General features: G+C 67.2%; 13 protein-coding genes. 6 read left to right on the forward strand and 7 right to left on the reverse strand.

Features of this window, described 5'->3' with window-relative positions; translation table 11 throughout:
* Positions 1–1081: 1081 nt before the first annotated feature.
* The 6 genes from THSYN_RS33130 to THSYN_RS37095 all read left to right on the forward strand — a co-directional run bounded on the left by THSYN_RS33130 (position 1082) and on the right by THSYN_RS37095 (position 8917).
* Positions 1082–2065, forward strand: coding sequence for an Rpn family recombination-promoting nuclease/putative transposase (locus THSYN_RS33130; protein WP_100923288.1), 984 nt, complete (start codon positions 1082–1084; stop codon positions 2063–2065).
* A 211-nt stretch (positions 2066–2276) separates the two neighbouring features.
* On the forward strand, positions 2277–2588 hold the full coding sequence (locus THSYN_RS33135) for a hypothetical protein (protein ID WP_100923341.1): 312 nt from the start codon (positions 2277–2279) through the stop codon (positions 2586–2588).
* Positions 2589–3195: 607 nt separating this feature from the next.
* Entirely contained in the window at positions 3196–3750 is a 555-nt protein-coding gene (locus tag THSYN_RS33145; RefSeq protein ID WP_100923290.1) for a DUF2380 domain-containing protein, read from the forward strand.
* Positions 3751–3943: 193 nt separating this feature from the next.
* Positions 3944–5902, forward strand: coding sequence for a sigma-54-dependent Fis family transcriptional regulator (locus tag THSYN_RS33150; protein WP_236849078.1), 1959 nt, complete (start codon positions 3944–3946; stop codon positions 5900–5902).
* Between the two features lie 904 nt (positions 5903–6806).
* Positions 6807–8393, forward strand: a complete 1587-nt coding sequence (tnpC, locus tag THSYN_RS33155) for an IS66 family transposase (RefSeq protein WP_100918359.1) — start codon at positions 6807–6809, stop codon at positions 8391–8393.
* Between the two features lie 29 nt (positions 8394–8422).
* Positions 8423–8917 (forward strand): c-type cytochrome, encoded by a 495-nt coding sequence (locus tag THSYN_RS37095; RefSeq protein ID WP_335582536.1) that lies wholly within the window; start codon positions 8423–8425, stop codon positions 8915–8917.
* 385 nt (positions 8918–9302) lie between these two features.
* On the opposite strand, the gene THSYN_RS33165 is transcribed toward THSYN_RS37095, so the two are convergent.
* From THSYN_RS33165 to THSYN_RS33195, 7 genes are all read right to left on the reverse strand, one after another.
* The gene (locus THSYN_RS33165; protein WP_100920015.1) at positions 9303–10799 is read right to left on the reverse strand and encodes an IS1182 family transposase; all 1497 of its coding nucleotides are present in this window, start codon (positions 10797–10799) and stop codon (positions 9303–9305) included.
* Between the two features lie 224 nt (positions 10800–11023).
* Complete coding sequence (locus THSYN_RS33170) at positions 11024–11707, reverse strand: hypothetical protein (protein ID WP_100923292.1); 684 nt, start codon at positions 11705–11707, stop codon at positions 11024–11026.
* Entirely contained in the window at positions 11704–11934 is a 231-nt protein-coding gene (locus tag THSYN_RS33175; RefSeq protein WP_100923293.1) for a formate dehydrogenase subunit delta, read from the reverse strand. The genes THSYN_RS33170 and THSYN_RS33175 overlap by 4 nt, the downstream gene beginning before the upstream one ends.
* A gap of 199 nt (positions 11935–12133) precedes the next feature.
* Positions 12134–13075, reverse strand: a complete 942-nt coding sequence (gene fdhD / locus THSYN_RS33180) for a formate dehydrogenase accessory sulfurtransferase FdhD (RefSeq protein ID WP_100923343.1) — start codon at positions 13073–13075, stop codon at positions 12134–12136.
* 9 nt (positions 13076–13084) lie between these two features.
* Positions 13085–15715, reverse strand: coding sequence for a formate dehydrogenase subunit alpha (gene fdhF / locus THSYN_RS33185; RefSeq protein WP_100923294.1), 2631 nt, complete (start codon positions 15713–15715; stop codon positions 13085–13087).
* Between the two features lie 141 nt (positions 15716–15856).
* Positions 15857–17404 carry a formate dehydrogenase beta subunit gene (locus THSYN_RS33190; protein ID WP_100923295.1) on the reverse strand — a complete coding sequence of 516 codons (1548 nt, stop codon included), beginning with the start codon at positions 17402–17404 and terminating at the stop codon, positions 15857–15859.
* Positions 17401–17904, reverse strand: coding sequence for a formate dehydrogenase subunit gamma (locus THSYN_RS33195; protein ID WP_100923296.1), 504 nt, complete (start codon positions 17902–17904; stop codon positions 17401–17403). The genes THSYN_RS33190 and THSYN_RS33195 overlap by 4 nt, the downstream gene beginning before the upstream one ends.
* Between the last annotated feature and the right edge of the window lie 218 nt (positions 17905–18122).

Genomic DNA, 18122 nt, shown 5'->3' on the forward strand with positions numbered 1-18122 from the left:
CCGCCGGGCAACCGGACTTTCCGGCGTCCCAACCGGTCGCCAGGGCCAGCGTATCGCCAAGCTGGGGTCTCGGGCTCAATAGATCAAAAAACCTAGGCAACTGCCGTCCCGTGAGTTCCGGCGCCGACGACCCGTCGTCTCGCTGGGGTATACCCTATCCTGATGTCAGGACGCCCCGCCGCACAGCGTCCGGATAGGGTCCGCCTTGTATTTCCCTGACACCCGCGGCGAAAGGTCATAGATCTGTTCCTGACACTTTGGGTCTCGCTCTCAGGAATCGCCTGTACTAATCTTAGCCAAACTAGGACTTACCAGGTCTAGCCCCTTGCGGGAAATCGGCAAGGTACCACGAGGACGAAAATGGTGCGGTGGCCTTGGTGGCGACAAGAAGCCTGAGCAGTGCGGCGAACGACAGGCAGCGGGCATGACTACCCCGGGGGTCTGTCCAGGGCGTCGCCGGCCGTCCCGCCGACGCCGGCCTTCCGCCTTGATCGCGTCCAGGGCCTCGAAGCGGCCGGGACCGCTGGCGAACCCTTCCGCCCACACCTGCCGCGGTTCCCCGATATCGCGTTGCCGGAGCGTACGCCGCTGTTTCCACTCGGGCAACGCGGCGCGAACCACCTCACTGGCGGTAGCACAGTCTCCGCCCTCGACGGCGCCCCGGTCCAGGCCGGCCATCTCGGGGACGAGGGCGATGCTGAGTTTCTCGACGTTCGCCATGAGTCATTACCTCTTGGCCCGATGGTAATCAAATGTGCCTCTGTTTTCCATCGAAACTCGCCCCGTCCCGGAACCTTTTGGATGCCGCGGTGGTTCCTGGCCTTGGTGTCGTCTACCAGTCCCCAAGGGTCCAGGCCCGGGGCCAAACCCCGCCCCCTTGGCCGGACCCGCTCGCGCGACCGCCCGTTGTCATCAAAACGTGTTGCCGCCTACCCCGCAACGGACATCGCGGACGAAGGCCGTCCGACCTCCAGAAATCTTCCCCGAGCCCCCGCGGGCCTTGCCCAGGGTCCGACCCACCCCGAGCGGACGCGACCGGCGCCCAATTGTCAACGCCCCCAATCCGCCCTAAACTCCCCCCATGCGCCACCCCATCGACCCCAAGATCGACTGTGTCTTCAAGGCCCTCCTGGGGTCTGAGGAGAACCGTAACCTGCTGATCCATTTTCTCAACGCTATCTTGGGTCCCGATCTGCAGGACCCGGTCACCCAGGTGCAGATCCTCAACCCCTACAACGAACGCCAGTTTCTGACCGACAAGCTCAGCATCGTCGACATCAAGGCCCATGACGACCGCGCCCGGCGCTTTCAGATCGAGATCCAGTTGTTGACCTACGCGGCCCTGCTCGGGCGTGTCCTGTACACTTGGAACGACCTCTACAACCATCAGTTGGGGAGCGGTGAGGACTACGGCAAACTCAAACCCGCCTACTCCATCTGGATTTTGGGCGAAGACCTCCTGCCGGGTGACGCCTATTACACGCATCGTTACCGCCTGCGCGACGAACGCGGCCAGTGTCTGCTCAACCACGGCGGGATTTATCTCCTGGAACTGAACAAATTCGCCGACGAACAGGTGACGACCGAGGAGCAACGCTGGCTCAAGTTCTTCAAAGAGGGCGAGCACCTGGACGTCGACCGGCTCCCCGTGTGGATGCAGACCCCTGAAATGAGGCAAGCCATGAATACCCTGACGGCCTTTTCCGAGAAAGAACTCGCCTACGATGTCTATCAGGCGCGGCAGGATTTTCTGCGCCAACAGCGCGCCATCGAACGGGAACGACGCTCGACTCAGCAGGCGTTTGAGGAGCAAAAGGCCGCGCTCGCGCAGAAAGAGGCCGTGCTGGCGGAGAAGGATGCCGTGCTGGCGGAGAAGGATGCCGCGCTGGCGGAGAAAGATGTCGTGCTGGCGGAGAAAGATGCCGTGCTGGCGGAGAAAGATGCCGCGCTCGCGCAAGAGCGCGCGGCGCGGGAGCTCGAGCGGCAGGGCAAAAAAGCCGCTCTCGCGGAGATTGAGCGCCTCAAGGCATTGATGAAAGGCGACAATCCCCCGGCCGGTTCCTGAGCTTCTTGCCGTAATCGGCAGGACGCGAAACAAGGGTCTTGATCATAACTCCGGCCACGCGCCCTAGCGGCAACCCGTCGCGGCCGGGGGGCCGCTCCTACGGCGTAGGCGCGGCCCCCCGGCCGCGGTGGATATCACCCGCGAACTGGCCAAAATAATGATCGAGGCCGGCTCCACGCGTGGATGCAGATCCCCTGAGATGAGGCAAACCATGAGTACCCTGAAGCCATTTTCGGACGAAGAACGCGCCTACGACGTCTACCGACGGCGGCAGGACTTCCTGCGCCAACAGCGCGCTATCGAACGGGAAATGGCCGAGCTCAGGGAGAGCCTGGCCGCACTCCGACAAGAGCAGGCTGAGCGCGAGGAAGCGCGCGCGGCTCGGGAGGTCGAGCGGGAGGCCACGGAAACCCGGTGGCAGGAAATTGAAACAGTGCGCCAAGAGACAGAGGCCGCCCTCGCGGAGGTCGAGCGTCTCAAGGCTCTGCTGAGAAGCAAGAACATAGCGTATGTACCGAGGTAGCGGAAGCGGGGGTGAGGGGGATGCTGAGCGTCTCGACGCTTGCCATGGGTCAGCCAGTAGGACGGGCGAGCAGGAACGGGGGTTACCGAGGCCTCGATCAGCGTTCCGGCGACTTCGGTCGCAACGAGGTCATTGGTCCGCACAGCGGACCCTACGGGCGCGACGAGGTCGCTGGTCCGCACAGCGGACCCTACGGGCGCGGCGCGGCCTCGATCATCGTTCCGGCCACCGCGGTATGTCGGTCGGCCTTCAGGCCGACCGACTGGGAGCGCCGCACCCCAGTGCGGCCCGGCCTGTCCGCAGCACGCAACGCCGCAGTCGCTAGCGAGATCGCGCCGCACTGGGGTGCGGCGCTCCCAGTGGCCTGGATTATGATCGAGGCCCGCGGCGCCATCCCGTCGGGTCCGCTGTGGGGGCCTTGCGCGCTGGGCGCAACCATGATCAAGGCCTTTACCGGCTTCGGTCATGGTTTTGGCCAGACGAGGCACTGGCCGTTAGCCTTGGATCGGTCGGCCAAGGCTGAAGCCTTGGACTCCAAATGCGCAGCGTCGGCCGTAACGATGATCAAGGCCCGGCGGGCGCAGTTCACAACGGAGCACAACGGGCCATGCGAACCAGAAAACCCCGCGGCGATAGAACGACGGCCCTGGCCCTGATCTGCACCGCCCTGTGGTTCCTCTGGGTCGCGCCGGCCGATGCGGACCCGGCGCCCGCCGCTAAGGCCGCGGCCCCGGCCATTGCGGTGCTCGACTTCGAGTTGAACGACCTGACCCTGCTGCCGGGCACCCCCGAGGAGTTGGCACGCACCGCCTCGCTGCGGCCCCTGGTGGAGCAGGGGCTCAAGGCCCAGGGAAGCGACCAGTTGGTGTCGATCGATGCCGCGGCGCTGGCCCAGGCCAATGTCGGCGTCGGGTATCTCTACGACCACCCCGAGGCCGCCGCGGCCCTGGGCCGCACCCAGGGGGCCGACCTGGTCCTGGTCGGGCGCCTTCACAAGCCGAGCTTTTTGTTCGCCTACCTGATGGCGCGCCTGGTCGACAGCCGCACCGGGATGGTCGTGCGCGACCTCGTGGTGGAGGCCAAGGGCCAGACCGGGCCGGCGACCGCGCGCGCCGCCGCCCGGCTGGCGGAGCAGGTCCGCGAGACGCTCGCGCGGCACTGAACCGGCGCCGTCGCACGCCCGCGACCGGCACCGACTTGTGCCCGGGCCCCGCCTGTCGTACTGTCGGCAGTCGAACGCAGAAAAAATGATAAGACCCCCGCGACCCTGGGCGACGGGGGAATCAGCGTAGCGCCACCGCCGCCGTCGCAAGGCCACCGGTGCGGCTCCATCACCACTGGAGGACAATGCCTTGGTGACCGTTCCCCTCAAACTCGTCGTGTCCGATCATCGGGCGCGCGTGCACGCCGTGCTCGCCGGCAACGAGCTCGTGCGCTCCGCGCTGGACCGGGTGACGCTGGCCTCCTGGCAGCGTTGCGCGGGCGACCATGGACTCGACCCGGGGGCCGCCCCCGCGCCGGTCGTCATCCCCCGCGGGGATCTGAAGGACCGGCAGGAGCGCTACTCGCGCCTGCTGGAGATCGCCCGCCCGGAGATGACCAACCTCTATCAGCAATTGGCCGGCTCCGGTCACGCCATCATGCTGGCCGACCGGGACGGGGTCCTGCTCAACTATATCGGGGACCCCATCTTCACCGACACCGCGGCGCGGGTCGGCATCCAGACCGGGGCGGTCTGGAGCGAGGCGATCCAGGGGACCAACGGCATGGGCACCTGCCTGGTCGAGAAGAAGCCCCTGGTCGTCCACCAGGGTTCCCATTTCTTCGAGCGCAACGCCGCGCTCACCTGCGCCGCCGCACCCATCTTCGACCCCAACGGCGAGGTGCTGGCCATCCTGGATGCCTCCAGCGAGGCGACCCTGGCCCAGCAGCACACCATGGTGCTGCTCAACATGGCCGCCCAGGTGATTGAGAACCGGGTGTTTTTCTGCGGCATGGGCGATGCGTATATCTTCCGCTGCCACAGCCGGGTCGAGTTCATCGGCACCCTGGGCGAGGGGCTGATCGCCTTCAGCCCGGACGGGCGCATCCTGGCGGTCAACCGCAGCGCCATCTTCCAACTGGAATTGAAGGGCCCGGAACAAATCGTCGGGCGCTTCCTCCACGACCTTTTCACCAGCTCGATCGGCACGCTGCTCAAGCGCGCCCATGCCCAGGGCGGCGCCGCCTTCCCCATCCACGAGACCCGCTCGGAGCGGCGCTTCTTCGCCAAGGTCCAGCCCCCCGAGAACAGTGGCCGCCCCGAGCCCGCCCCGGTGATCCGCCCCCACCTGGTCGGCGAGGCGCGCACCACCCCGGCCGTGATCGGCCCCTTCGAGGCCCTGCACTTCGGCGACCCGCGCATGGAGCGTAACGTCGCGACCATCAAGAAGGTGCTGGACCGCGACATCCCCTGCGTGCTGTTCGGCGAGACCGGGGTGGGCAAGGACGTCTTCGCCCGCACCATCCACCAGGCGAGCCCGCGCCGGGACAAGCCATTCGTGGCGCTCAACTGCGCCTCGCTGCCCGAGTCACTGATCGAGAGCGAGCTGTTCGGCTACAAGGCCGGGGCCTTCACCGGGGCCAACCGGGAGGGCAGCCGCGGCAAGATCCTCCAGGCCGACGGCGGCACCCTGTTCCTGGACGAGATCGGCGACATGCCGGTGCAACTCCAGGCGCGCCTGCTGCGTGTCCTGGAGGACCGCATGGTGGTCCCCTTGGGCGGCGACCGGCCCATCCCCGTCTCCATCCAGCTCATCAGCGCCACCCATCGCGACATCCGCGCCCTGATTGCCCAGGGCCAGTTTCGGGAGGACCTCTATTACCGCATCCACGGCATCTCGCTCACCATCCCCCCGCTGCGCGAGCGCGGTGACCGGCGCGAACTGATCATCAAGGTCGCCCAGGATCAGGCCGGCCCCGGCGTCACGCTGGAGTGGGAACCCGCGGCCATGGACCTGCTGCTCAACTACCCCTGGCCCGGCAACCTGCGTCAACTACGCAACGTCCTGCGCACCGTTACCGCCCTGTGCGAGGACAACCGGATCACCACGGCCGACCTGCCGGATGAAATCGGCCGCCCACCGATGACCGACGCGGCCGCGGAGGCCCCCGAGGAGACCTTCAACGCCCTGGGGGTGGCCGAGCGCGACGCCCTGCTGCGGATGCTCGAGGGCCTGCACTGGAACGTCAGCCTGGTAGCCAAGAACCTGGGGCTCAGCCGTAATACACTGTATCGGCGGATGAAGCGCTATGGGATCAATCCGGCGCGTTAGGATGCTGGCGTTAGTCCCGAAAAGAGTATTTGGCCGCAAATGAACGCAAATGAACGCAAATAAGCGCAAATAAATCTGCTGGTTGGCATCGTCGCGGGCGTCGGCCTCGATCGTCCTTCCGGCCACTGGAGGTCGAGGCTTTAGCCGGTCCAGCGTGCAGGCGCCACTGATTTCTCTTGGATATCTCGGGAACGGCCACCGGCTAAAGCCTCGACCTCCGGTTGTAGACGGACCGCCGCTGGCCGGAACGATGATCAAGGCCCGGGCATCGCACGGACGGCGAACATGCAGCAAAGGCCACGTCTCTGTTTATTTGCGTCGATTTGCGTTCATTTGCGGCTGAACTGCTTTTTCCGGGTTGATGGCAGTGAGGTTGCCGGTCCGCACAGCGGACCCGACGCGGGCGCTCTGTCTGCGGATGGGACAGCCTCGCCGTGACAGTGTGTCGCACCGCTGGGGCAAGGGCGGGTCCGCCGCTTGGTACAGATCGGAAGGGTCAAGCCCCGGATCAATGGCATCAAAATTGCTGTGGAAGCTGGACTGCGGATCGGCGCCCTCGCGCCACCGGGGATGCACCCGAGACCGACAACAAAGAAGATTCGGAGGACAAATGAGAGCAATCAAGAAAGTAACCGTTTAGCCCCCCCTGTTCTTAGCCCCCTCGCGGACGGCGTGACGTAGTTTCGGCCAGCCACGCCCGGTCCGCACAGCGGACCCTACGGGGAGGCTGCGCGCCCGTAGGGTCCGCTGTGCGGACCAGCGACCGCGCGGCCAGCGGGATGGCCGGGAGTCGGATGAATGCCTCGCCGACGATCATAAGCCTACGCGACAAAGCTCGACGGTCCTGGCAAACTATGGCCCAAGCTTCTATACGAGAGTGCGCCAGCGCCGCCACGCCCCCGCCATGCACCTGAGCGATCACGACCTCAGACAATTCGACGACGCCTACCTGCAGACGCTCACGTCGGCGCAGGCGCGGGTGCTGTTGGGCAAGGCGCTGGCGGACCTGAAGGCGGCGCGCGAGCGGCTGGGGCAGAACCCCTCCAACAGTTCGCGGCCACCGAGCACGCGGCTGCCGTGGGAGGGCACGGGCGGTCAGGACACGCCCGCTGGCCAGCCCGACGTCCCCGCGGGGTCGCAGGACGGGGCCGCTGCGGCAGACACCCCCGGCGACGCTGAGCCGGCGGGGCCGGCGGCGCCCCGGCCGCGCCGTCAGGGCTCGCACCGGACGGTCACCGGCCAGCCCCCCGGTCGGCGCCCGGGCAGCCCGGGGCACAGCCGCACCCAGCACCTGCCGGTGGACGCCGAGCAGCCTCACCGGCCAACCTGCTGTGCGGGGTGCGGCCAGGCGTTGACGGATGCTCATGTGGCGCGGGCACACAACGCCCGCTACGAAATCGAGCTGATCCAGCCCGGTGCCGGCGCGACCGGACTGCTCCTGCGCCAGACCAAGCACATCTATTTTGAATGCTGCTGCGATTGCGGCCACTGGACGCAGGCGCAGCCGGGGCGCGCGGCGGGCGAGGTCGAGTGGACGGTGGCCCTGACCGAGTGGCATTTGGCCGGACCGTTGCTAGTGTCCTTCATCTGCGCCTTGAGCCAGCGCATGCGGTTGTCGCGGGCGCGGGTCCGTGAGTTTCTGTCCGATTGGCTGGGTCTGGAGTTGTCGAGCGCGACCATCAACCAGTGCCTTCACGAAGCCGGACGGGCGGTGGCCCCGGTGGTCGAGGCGGAACTCTACGCGGCGGTGCGCAATGTCGAACTGCGCTATGCCGATGAAACCAGTTGGAAGGAGCATGGTCGGCTGCGGTGGCTGTGGGTGTTCACCTGTGCCACCGCCACGCTGTTCGTCGTTGGCAAGCGCTCGGTGGAGGTCGTGCGCCAGGTGCTCGGCGAGACCTTCAACGGCTGGTTGATGAGCGACGGCTTCTGGGCCTATCGCGACCTGGACCAACGGCTGCGCTGCCTGGCCCACCTGATCCGCAAGGCCCAGGCGCTGGAAGATGGCTTGGAACCGGCGGCCCAGCGCTTTGGCAGCGAGATCCTGACGGTCATCGCGACGGTGATGGCCGCCGTTTACGACGCCCGCGGCGCCCCGCCCCCCGTCGGGGTGTTGCGCGCACGGCATGCGCGGATGCTCAACGCCCTGCTCGACGAGTGCCTGCGTCAGGTCGATGCGCCGCATGAGAAGATGCGCGCGCTGGCGCGCGAGTTGTTCAACGACTGGGACACCTTCTGGGTGGTACTCGACCATCCGGAGTTGCCGTTGACCAACAACGAAGCCGAGCGCGCCCTGCGCCACTGGGTCATCGCCCGCCGCATCGGCATGGGGACCCGCACCGCGCAGGGCACCCGCGCCTTCGCCCACCTGGCCAGCGTCATCGAGACCTGTCGCAAACGCGCCGTCTCGCCCTGGCCGTATCTGGCCGAGGTAGTCCGCCAGCGCCGCCAAGGGCTTCAGGCCCCGCCGTTGCCCTTACCTGCCATCTGACCGATCGCCGCGACCGGCCGTGATCATAATTGCGGCCCGGCCGCGGCTGGCACGCGTCGCAGCCGGGGTCGCTCCTACGGCGTCGGAGCGGTTCCCGGCCGCGACGGGCCGCCGCAAGGGCTGATGGCCGGATTTATGATCAAGGCCGCCGCGACCCGCCGGGACTCCTTGGCACCCAGCACCCAGGGGGGGCTAAACGGTTACTCAAGAAACTGGCCCGGTGCGCGGCGGCCGGCGTCGGCCTGGCACTGGGGGTCGCCGGGAACCTGTCCGCCGCGGACGGGGGCGCGCTCTACAAGGCGCGCGCCTGCCAGGCCTGTCATGGGGATGACGCCAAGACGACGGTGCTGCCGATCTATCCCAAGCTCGCCGGCCAGAACGCGCCCTATCTGCTGGAACAGATGAAGGCGATTCGCGACGGCACCCGGACCAACGGGCTGTCCGCGGCCATGCGGCCCCTGATGGCGAGCGTGCCGGACGAGGAGTTCCAGAGCATCGCCGAGTGGCTTGCCACCCTCAAATAGGCGCGGGGGGAAACGCACGGGCATAGGATCGGTAGCCTGGATGGAGCGCAGCGCAATCCAGGTCCTCGCTCGCCGCCCGCTTCGTTCTCGTTCTCGTTGTCGTAATCGAGATTATCGTAGTGCCGCGGGGCCTTGGTCATAACTCCGCCCGCCGGCCTTAGGGCGCAGAGCGCCCAACACATGCGTGACACCGCTGGGGAGATTGTGAAAGTATTCATGGTGTGTCCGCCAGGGGGCGTGCCACCGCGTACCTGGCGGCGCCTGGCGCCGCCCGGTTTCGTCGCGGGCGAGCGGCGCGGACGCGAGCGACTGGCCGTCAAAATCCGTCTCCGAGGCTGCTATTTGATAGAAAACATAAGCCTATCGATGCGCTCGCCATTGCTGCCTAGGCGGGCAGCAGGCGCCTGGACAAACGCTGGGCGCAGTAATCCCGAAACGCCTGCACACCGAGAATGTGGATCACCCGCGTGAGATTGTAGCCGAGCACCATCAGGCTCATCTCACCCCAGACTTTCTCAAAGCCGCGCACCAGGAAGTGGTCCCAGCCGAACCAGCGCTTGAGCGTACCAAAGGGGTGTTCGACCAAACCGGCGCGTTGACGCATGCGCGCGGGTCCCTGGTCGGCCATGCGCTGGCGCAGGGCCTCCACGACCGGCGCATGCTCGGAGCGCTCGATCTGGCGCCGGCCGCTCGCGGGCAGGCAGGAGGCCTTGAGCGGACAGTCTTGGCACGCGCCGGGCGGGCGGCTGTAACGGGTGTAGAGGGTGCCGGTGCCGGCGCGACGGTGCGGCTCGCCGTACCGGTGCAGTTCTTGGTTGCCGGGGCAGCGATAGACATCGGTGTCCGGCAGGTACTGGAAACTCGCCCCGCTCAAGCGCCCTTCCGCGGTCAGGCGCTTCTCGTAATCGGGAACCGGGACGTAGACGGTGATGTTGGCCTGCGCACACGCGGCCAACTGCGCCTCGTTGAAATAGCCGGCATCCGCCGCGGCGGTCAGTTTCGGGACCGCCAACACCGCTTTGGCCGCGAGGGCTTGCGGGGCCAACTGCTGGGTGTCGTTGCCGGCGTTGGTCACCTCGTAATGGACGATCAGCCGGTGCTTGCCATCGACGGAGTTCTGGACGTTGTAGCCGACCAGCTGCTGGCCGCCCTTGCGCAAGGCGCGGGCATCGGGGTCGGTACGCGAGATCTGGGTGTCCCCGCTGTCCGCCAACTGCTTGAGCAGGGCAGCGTGCTGCGCTTGGCGCGCCTGGAGCGTCACGATCTTGGCGGCCAACTCCGGGGTCTTGCTCAGGTCCTCAGGCAACCCCCGTTCTTGGGCATCCTGGGTCTCCAGGTCTTGATGGTAGGCCGCGATGTCGCACTCGATCTGCTTGAGTCGCTTCTCCAGTGTGGTCTTGGTGATGACGCTGGCGTCGCTGGCACTGGCGTTGAAGAAGGCGCCGTCGATGCCGATCTCCTCCCCGCCGAGCAGGTCCAGGTCCTTGCACAGGAGGATGAAGTCCTTGCACACCGCCCGCAGCGCCGGGCCGTTGAACTGGCGGAAGGCGGCGATCGTGCGGTAGCCCGGGGTGAGGCCCTCCAGCAACCACATGAACTCCAGATTGCGGCGGCACTCGCGCGCCAGGCGCCGCGAACTGTGCACCCGATCCAGGTAGCCGGCGATGTAGAGCTTGAGCAAGGCCGCCGGGGCGAACGCCGGTTGCCCGCAGCGCCGCGCCCCGCCCGCGTTCACGAACCCGAGCACCGCCAGGTCCAAGGTGTCCACGAAGGCGTCGATCGCGCGCACCGGATTGTCCGTGCCCACAAAGTCTTCGATGCGCCGCGGCAACCGTGCCTCGTACCCGCGTGCCGTGCCCTGCTTGTAGCGTCTGCCGATCATCCCCCTGACCCCTTGGTTCCGACTTGGCTGACAGTCTACGCCAGGCACCGGGCACGATCCGAATACTTGCCCAATCTCTAGAGCGGTGTCACGAGGGGGTGGGCTGGGCGGATTTGCGATCAAGGCCGTGCCACGGATTCTCTCGAACCCCAAAGTGCATCGCTTCTACGATTACGACAACGACAACGATCGCGTTTAACGTGTTCTCGACTCGTTACATCGCATCAACCGATGCGCCCCGCCACCGACCCCAGCAGCAGCACCGCGCTCGCCGCGACCGTAATCAGCACATTGTCGTCGATGGGGCCGAATTCATAGCGCTCGATCCAGGTCGCGACCACCGCGGAGGCCACCCCCCACCAGGGGATCGATGGATCGGCCTGGCCGCCGATTACCCAGCCGAGCGGGACACAGACGATCAGCATGAAGAGGTTGCCGATGGGACTCTTGGAGCGGCGGCGCACCAGTGCATTGCGCGCAATGCCGGTCACGCCGTCACCGAAGGCCATGTAGAGCGCGGGGAGTATTGCGAGCCAGGGGTCGCCGAGCAGCCACCACAGGCCGGAGACCGAGAGCCCCCACATCAGGGCGAACTTCACATCATTGGTATTGTCCGGGGTCTGGAACCAATACATCCGCAGCCCCAGGCGATGGGCGAGCAGGGTAAACAGGGTGAACAGGAGCCCCGCGATCAGGGGCCACCAGGGATCGGTAAAGACCAGCGGCACCGCCAGTGACCCGACCCCGCCGGCCAGCATATGGACGATCTTGCGGTTGTAATAGACCGCACGGATCGGCTCCATGCCGCGCGCGACCATGGCCCGATAGGGGATGAGGGTCCCGAAGAGCACGGCGAGCACATAGAGGCCCATGCCGATGGCCCACCACAGTTGCGACGAGAAGCTCATGCGCCCTCCCCCATCGGCTCCAGGTGTCCGATCGCCTCGATCACGAGCGGGTTCAGGCCCGCCCCGCCCTGGGCGCGCACATGCTCGATGATCTGGCGGCGCATGCGCGGTTCCCAGAAGCGCTTCAGATGATTGGTGACTTCCGCGCGCCCCTGCGCGGGGTCCGGCCAGGCGCCGAAGAAGTCGCCGATCTGGTTGGCTTGTTTGATGAGGTTTTGGATATCCATTGGTTGCTCGCGGAAAGAAGTACGTTAGAACGTTAGGCTCGCACCGCCGCCCGGCGTCGTTGTCGTTGTCGTTGTCGTTGTCGTTGTCGTTGTCCAGATTATCGTAATGGTCCGGATGCTCTCGCACCCCAAATTGCACTGCTTCTCCGCTTACGATTACGACAACGATGGTGTTTGTGCCTTACTTGTTCCTGGCTCGTTACCAAAGTACTTCCGTACTTTCCCACGGATGGGTATAAACCAACATCCGCTCGCCGCGCGCGAAGCCGATCAGGGTGAGATGGGCGGCCTCGGCCAGGCGGATGGCGGCGGCGGTCGGGGCTGAAACCGCGATCAGGAGGCCGATGCCGGCGGTCATTGCCTTCTGGACCATCTCGTAGCTCGCCCGGCTGGTGCAGATGGCAAAGCCGTCCGCCGGGTCGGTGCCCTGCCGCGTCAGGGCGCCGATCAGCTTGTCCAGGGCATTGTGCCGCCCTACGTCCTCGCGCACCAGCCGCACGGCCCCGTCAGCCCCGACCCAGGCGGCCGCGTGGCCGCCGCCGGTCAGGCGGAACAGGGGCTGGTGCCGCGGCAGGTCCGCAAGTGCGCGGGCGATGACGCCGGGACGCGGGCGGCAGGTCCGCTCGACCGGGACCGTCGGGCGCTCCAGTGCCTGCAGGCTCTCCACGCCGCACAGGCCGCAGCCGGTCCGTCCGGCCAGGGTCCGGCGGCGCTCCTTCAATGCGGCGAAGCGCGCGGCGGATATTCTCATGCGCGCCTCGATCCCGCCCCGGACCTGGACCAGTTCGCAGTCATGCAGATCTGCGGCGGCCCCCAGAATGCCCTCCCCCAGGCTGAAGCCCAGCACGAAGTCCGCGAGATCGACCGGGGTGACCAACATGACTGCGTGGGAGATGCGGTTGTAGACCAAAGCGAGCGGGACCTCTTCGATGACCTGGTCGGGGCGCTCGAGCGCCTGACCGCCCTCCAGTTGCAGGACCTGCACGCCTTGGTGGCTGGGCCAGTCGGCCGGTCCTTCGAGGCCTTGCAGGGGCGTTGCGGCACCAGGTAGGTAGCGGCCGGCGGCAGGATCGCGGCGGTCTTCGTCGCGGCTGAAGACCGCTCCCACGGGGGCCGCTCGCGGTCCCTGGCTGGCGTGCATGGCGCCCACTCAAGGCTCGACCGCTGCCGCGGCGCCGGGCAGCAGGTCCAATTGCCGCTTGGAGAAGCGGCGGTGGCGCTCCTGCCAGGCGGAAGGCTGGTGGATCTCCAGCCGGTCCTCGGCGTGCCATTGGACGTTGGCCGTGCGCCGCGTCTGGGCCCCCACATTGTATTGCGAGAGGATGCGGCCGGTGGTGAGGATCAGCGGATAGCGGTGAGTGACCCGCTCCGTGGTCGGCACATAATGGGTGACCATGAAACGCCCCTTGCCGCGGACGAGCTCATCCACATGCATGATGGGCGTACCGTCCGGGTGAGCGGCATTGCAGGGCCACTGGATGCTGCCCAGGGCGTCCAGGCGCGCATAGCTCACGCCAGTGAAGCTGGGGGTGAGACGCGCAATCTCGTCCATGACCTCCGACGGGTGCCGGTAGTCCATGGGATAACCCAGGGCCCGGGACAGGGCTACGGTGACCTCCCAGTCCGCCAGCCCGGCCAGCGGCGGCATGACCTTGCGCACCCGCGAGATGCGCCGCTCCGCATTGGTGAAGGTGCCGTCCTTCTCCAGGAAGCTCGAGCCGGGCAGGAAGACATGGGCGTATTTCGCGGTCTCATTCAGGAACAGGTCCTGGACCACCACGCACTCCATGGCGGACATGGCCGCCTGGACGTGCTGCGTATTCGGGTCCGACTGGACGATGTCCTCGCCCTCGCAATAGAGCCCGCGGAAGCTGCCGTCCAGGGCCGCCTCGAACATATTGGGGATGCGCAGGCCCGGCTCCGGATCGATCGCCACCCCCCAGGCGTCGTGGAACAGACGCCGCGTATCCGGGTCCGAGACGTGGCGATAGCCGGGCAGCTCGTGCGGGAACGAACCCATGTCGCAGGACCCCTGGACATTGTTCTGACCGCGCAGTGGATTCACCCCCACACCCAGGCGGCCGATGTTGCCGGTGGCCATGGCGAGATTGGCGATGCCCATGACCATGGTCGAGCCCTGGGTGTGCTCGGTGACCCCCAGGCCGTAATAGATGGCGGCATTGGCGGCACCGGCATAGAGCCGGGCAGCGCCGCGGATCAGTTCGGCGGGCACGCCGGTGACCGCCGCCAGGGCCTCCGGCGACTGTGCGGGCTGGGCGACATGGGCGCGCCAGGCGGCGAATGACGCGGGCTCGCAGCGCGCGGCGACGAAGGCCTCGTTCACCAGACCTTCGGTGACGATCACATGGGCGAGCGCATTGACGATGGCGACATTGGTCCCGGGCAGCAGCTTCAGATGAAAGTCCGCCGCCACGTGCGGGCTCTTCACCAGGTCGATCCGGCGCGGGTCCACGACGATGAGCCGGGCGCCCTGGCGCAGCCGCCGCTTCAATTGGGAGGCGAACACCGGATGCCCGTCCGTGGGATTGGCACCGATCACCACGATCACGTCCGCCGCGAGCACCGAGTCGAAGGTCTGGGTGCCGGCGGACTCGCCGAGCGTCTGCTTGAGCCCATAGCCGGTCGGCGAGTGACAGACCCGGGCGCAGGTGTCCACGTTGTTATTGCCGAAGGCGGCGCGCACCAGCTTCTGGACCAGATAGGTCTCCTCATTGGTGCAGCGCGAGGAGGTGATACCGCCGACCGACCCCCGCCCGTACTGCGCCTGGATGCGCTTGAACTCGGCGGCGGCATAGCCTAAGGCCTCATCCCAGGACACCGGCTGCCAGGGGTCATGGATGGATTTGCGGATCATCGGGGTCGTGATCCGGTCCGGGTGGGTCGCATAGCCCCAGGCAAAGCGGCCCTTGACACAGGAATGGCCGTGATTGGCCTGCCCGTCCTTCCAGGGGACCATGCGCACCACCGTGTTGCCCTTGAGCTGCGCCTCGAATGCGCAGCCGACGCCGCAATAGGCACAGGTGGTCACGACCGACTGCTGCGCCTGTCCCATCTCAATCACGGACTTTTCCATCAGGGTCGCGGTGGGACAGGCCTGGACACAGGCCCCGCAGGAGACGCATTCGGATTCCATGAAGGGCTGGTTCTCACCCGCGCTGACATGGGCATCGAAGCCGCGCCCGGAGATGGTGAGGGCAAAGGTCCCCTGCATCTCGGCGCAGGCCCGCACGCAGCGGCTGCAGACGATGCACTTGGCCGGGTCGAAGCTGAAATAGGGATTGGAGTCGTCCTTCGGTGCGGCGCTGCCGCCATCGAAATGATTGTCCCCGTCCATCCCGTAGCGGACCTCGCGCAGGCCCACCACGCCGGCCATGTCCTGCAACTCGCAATCGCCGTTGGCGGAACAGGTGAGACAGTCCAGCGGGTGATCCGAGATATAGAGTTCCATGACCCCGCGGCGGACCGCGGCGAGTTTGTCGGTCTGGGTCCGGACCCGCATCCCCTCCTCCACCGCCGTGGTGCAGGAGGCCGGATAGCCGCGCCGGCCCTCGATCTCCACCAGGCACAGACGGCAGGAGCCGAAGGGCTCCATGCTGTCGGTGGCGCACAGCTTGGGGACCCGACTGCCGATCGACTCCGCCGCGCGCATGACCGAGGTGCCCCCCGGGACCTGCACCGCGACGCCGTCGATGGTCAGCGTCACCAGGCGATCGGAGGCGCGGGCGGGGGTACCGAAGTCGGGGTCGCGGGGGAGGGACATGGTCTTGCCTCTGGAAGAAAGTACGTTGGTCACTGCGGCCCTCCCGTGAGCCGCGAGGTCGGCGGTCCGCACAGCGGACCCTACGAGCCTGACGCCGCGCCCGTAGGGTCCGCTGTGCGGACCGAACGCCGCTAACGTGATCTAACTTGGCGCAAAGTCCTCCGGGAAGTGCCGTAGCGCCGACTGCACCGGATAGGGCGCCATGCCCCCCAATGCGCACAGTGAACCATTGAGCATCGTATCGCACAGAGACTCGAGCAGGGCGAGGTTGGCGGCCCGCGCCTGGCCGGCGATGATGCGGTCGATGACCTCGACCCCGCGCCGCGAGCCGATGCGACAGGGAGTGCACTTGCCGCACGACTCGTGGGCGCAGAATTCCATGGCGTAGCGGGCCATGCGCGCCATATCCACCGTATCGTCAAAGACGACGATGCCGCCGTGTCCGATCATGGCCCCGATCTTCGCATAGGCCTCGTAATCCAGGGGGATGTCGAATTGGGACTCGGGGACATAGGCCCCCAGCGGCCCGCCTACCTGCACCGCGCGAATGGGTCGGCCGCTGGCGGACCCGCCGCCATAATCGTAGAGCATCTCATTCAAGGTCAACCCGAAGGCCTTCTCCACCAGGCCGCCGTGGCGGATATTGCCCGCCAATTGGAAGGGCAGGGTCCCGTGTGAGCGGCCCACGCCATAGTCGCGATAGAAGGCGGCGCCTTGGGCCAGGATGATCGGGACCGAGGCCAGGCTCATGGCATTGTTGATGACGGTCGGGCGACCGAAGAGCCCGGCAATGGCCGGCAGGGGCGGCTTGAAGCGGACCAGGCCGGGCCTGCCCTCCAGGCTCTCCAGCATGGCGGTCTCCTCGCCGCAGATATAGGCCCCGGCGCCCATGCGCAGTTCCAACTCGAAGCTGCGGCCGGAACCGAGCAGGTCCGGCCCCAGAAACCCCGCCGCCCGCGCCCGGGCGATGGCCGTCTCCATGATCCGGAAGGCGTGGGGGTATTCGGAGCGGGAATAGATATAGCCCTGGGTCGCCCCCACCGCCAGAGCGGCGATGGTGGTCCCCTCGATCAGGCAATAGGGGTCGCCCTCCATCAACATGCGGTCCGAGAAGGTGCCGGAGTCGCCCTCGTCCGCGTTGCAGACGACATACTTGGGCGTGAGTGGCGCATCGCGGACCGTGGCCCACTTGATCCCGGTCGGAAAGGCGGCGCCGCCGCGCCCGCGCAGGCCGGAGTCGGTCACTTCCTGCACGATCGCAGCGGGCTCAAGTCCGATGGCGCGCTTGAGCCCGGCGAAACCGCCATGCGCCTGGTAGTCGTCGAGGCTCAGGGGGTCGGTCAGCCCCACCCGGGCGAAGGTGAGGCGCTCCTGGCCGGCCAGATAGGGCATCAGGGCGGTGAGGCCGTGGCCCAGGCGGTGGGGTTCGCCGCTCAAAAAGCCGGCCGCGAACAGGTCGGGTACATCCTGTGCCCGGACCGGGCCATAGGCCATGCGTCCGGCCGGGGTCTCGACCTCCACCAGCGGCTCCAGCCAATAGAGCCCGCGCGACCCGTTGCGCACCAGTTCGATCGGCAGGCCGCACCGCTGCGCCTCGATCTGAAGCGACCGCGCGACCTGGTCCGCGCCCACCGACAGGGCGCCGGAATCGCCCGGCACATAGACCCGCTGGGGTTGGGTCGCGGTCATGCCGTGGCCCCGACGCCGCGCAGTCCGGCGATCAGCGCGTCGAATCGCTCCTGGTCCACGCGCCCCAGGATCTCGTCATCGACCCGTACGGCGGGCGAGCAGGCGCAGTTGCCTAGGCAGTAGACCGGCTCCAGCGTCAGGGCGCCGTCCGCGCTGGTCTGGTAGTAATCCAGACCAAGGACGGCACGGGCGTGGGCCTCCAGCGCCAAACCGCCCAGCGCCTGACAGGACTCGGCCCGGCAGAGCTGCAGCACATGCCGGCCGGGCGGGGCGCGGCGGAAGTCGTGATAGAAGTCGAGCACCCCCTGGACCTCGGCCCGGGAGCAGTTGAGTGCGTTGGCGATCAGCGGCACTGCCGCGCCCGGGACCCAGCCCAGGTGTCGCTGGATCGCGTGCAGAATGGGCAGCATGGCGCCGGGCCGGTCACGGTGGGCCGCGATGATGGGGCCGACCTGACCCGCGTGGTCGGGTGCGGGATCGGCGGCGGCGGAGTTCGACATACCGGTGGCTCTTGAGGGATCGATGCGCGGCTGGTGCCTGTCCTTTGCAAGGACCGGACCGGTCAGCCGGGTGCCGGGGGGCGGGGCGCAGCGGGTGGCGAGCGGTCCGCACAGCGGACCCTACGGTGCCGTAGGGTCCGCTGTGCGGACCTGCGACCTGTGCCGATTATGCAACAAGTGTCACCAAGAGACGATCGACGCTGAGACAGGCGCGTTAT

It is taken from the genome of Candidatus Thiodictyon syntrophicum (genome assembly GCF_002813775.1).
Classification (GTDB): Bacteria; Pseudomonadota; Gammaproteobacteria; order Chromatiales; family Chromatiaceae; genus Thiodictyon; species Thiodictyon syntrophicum.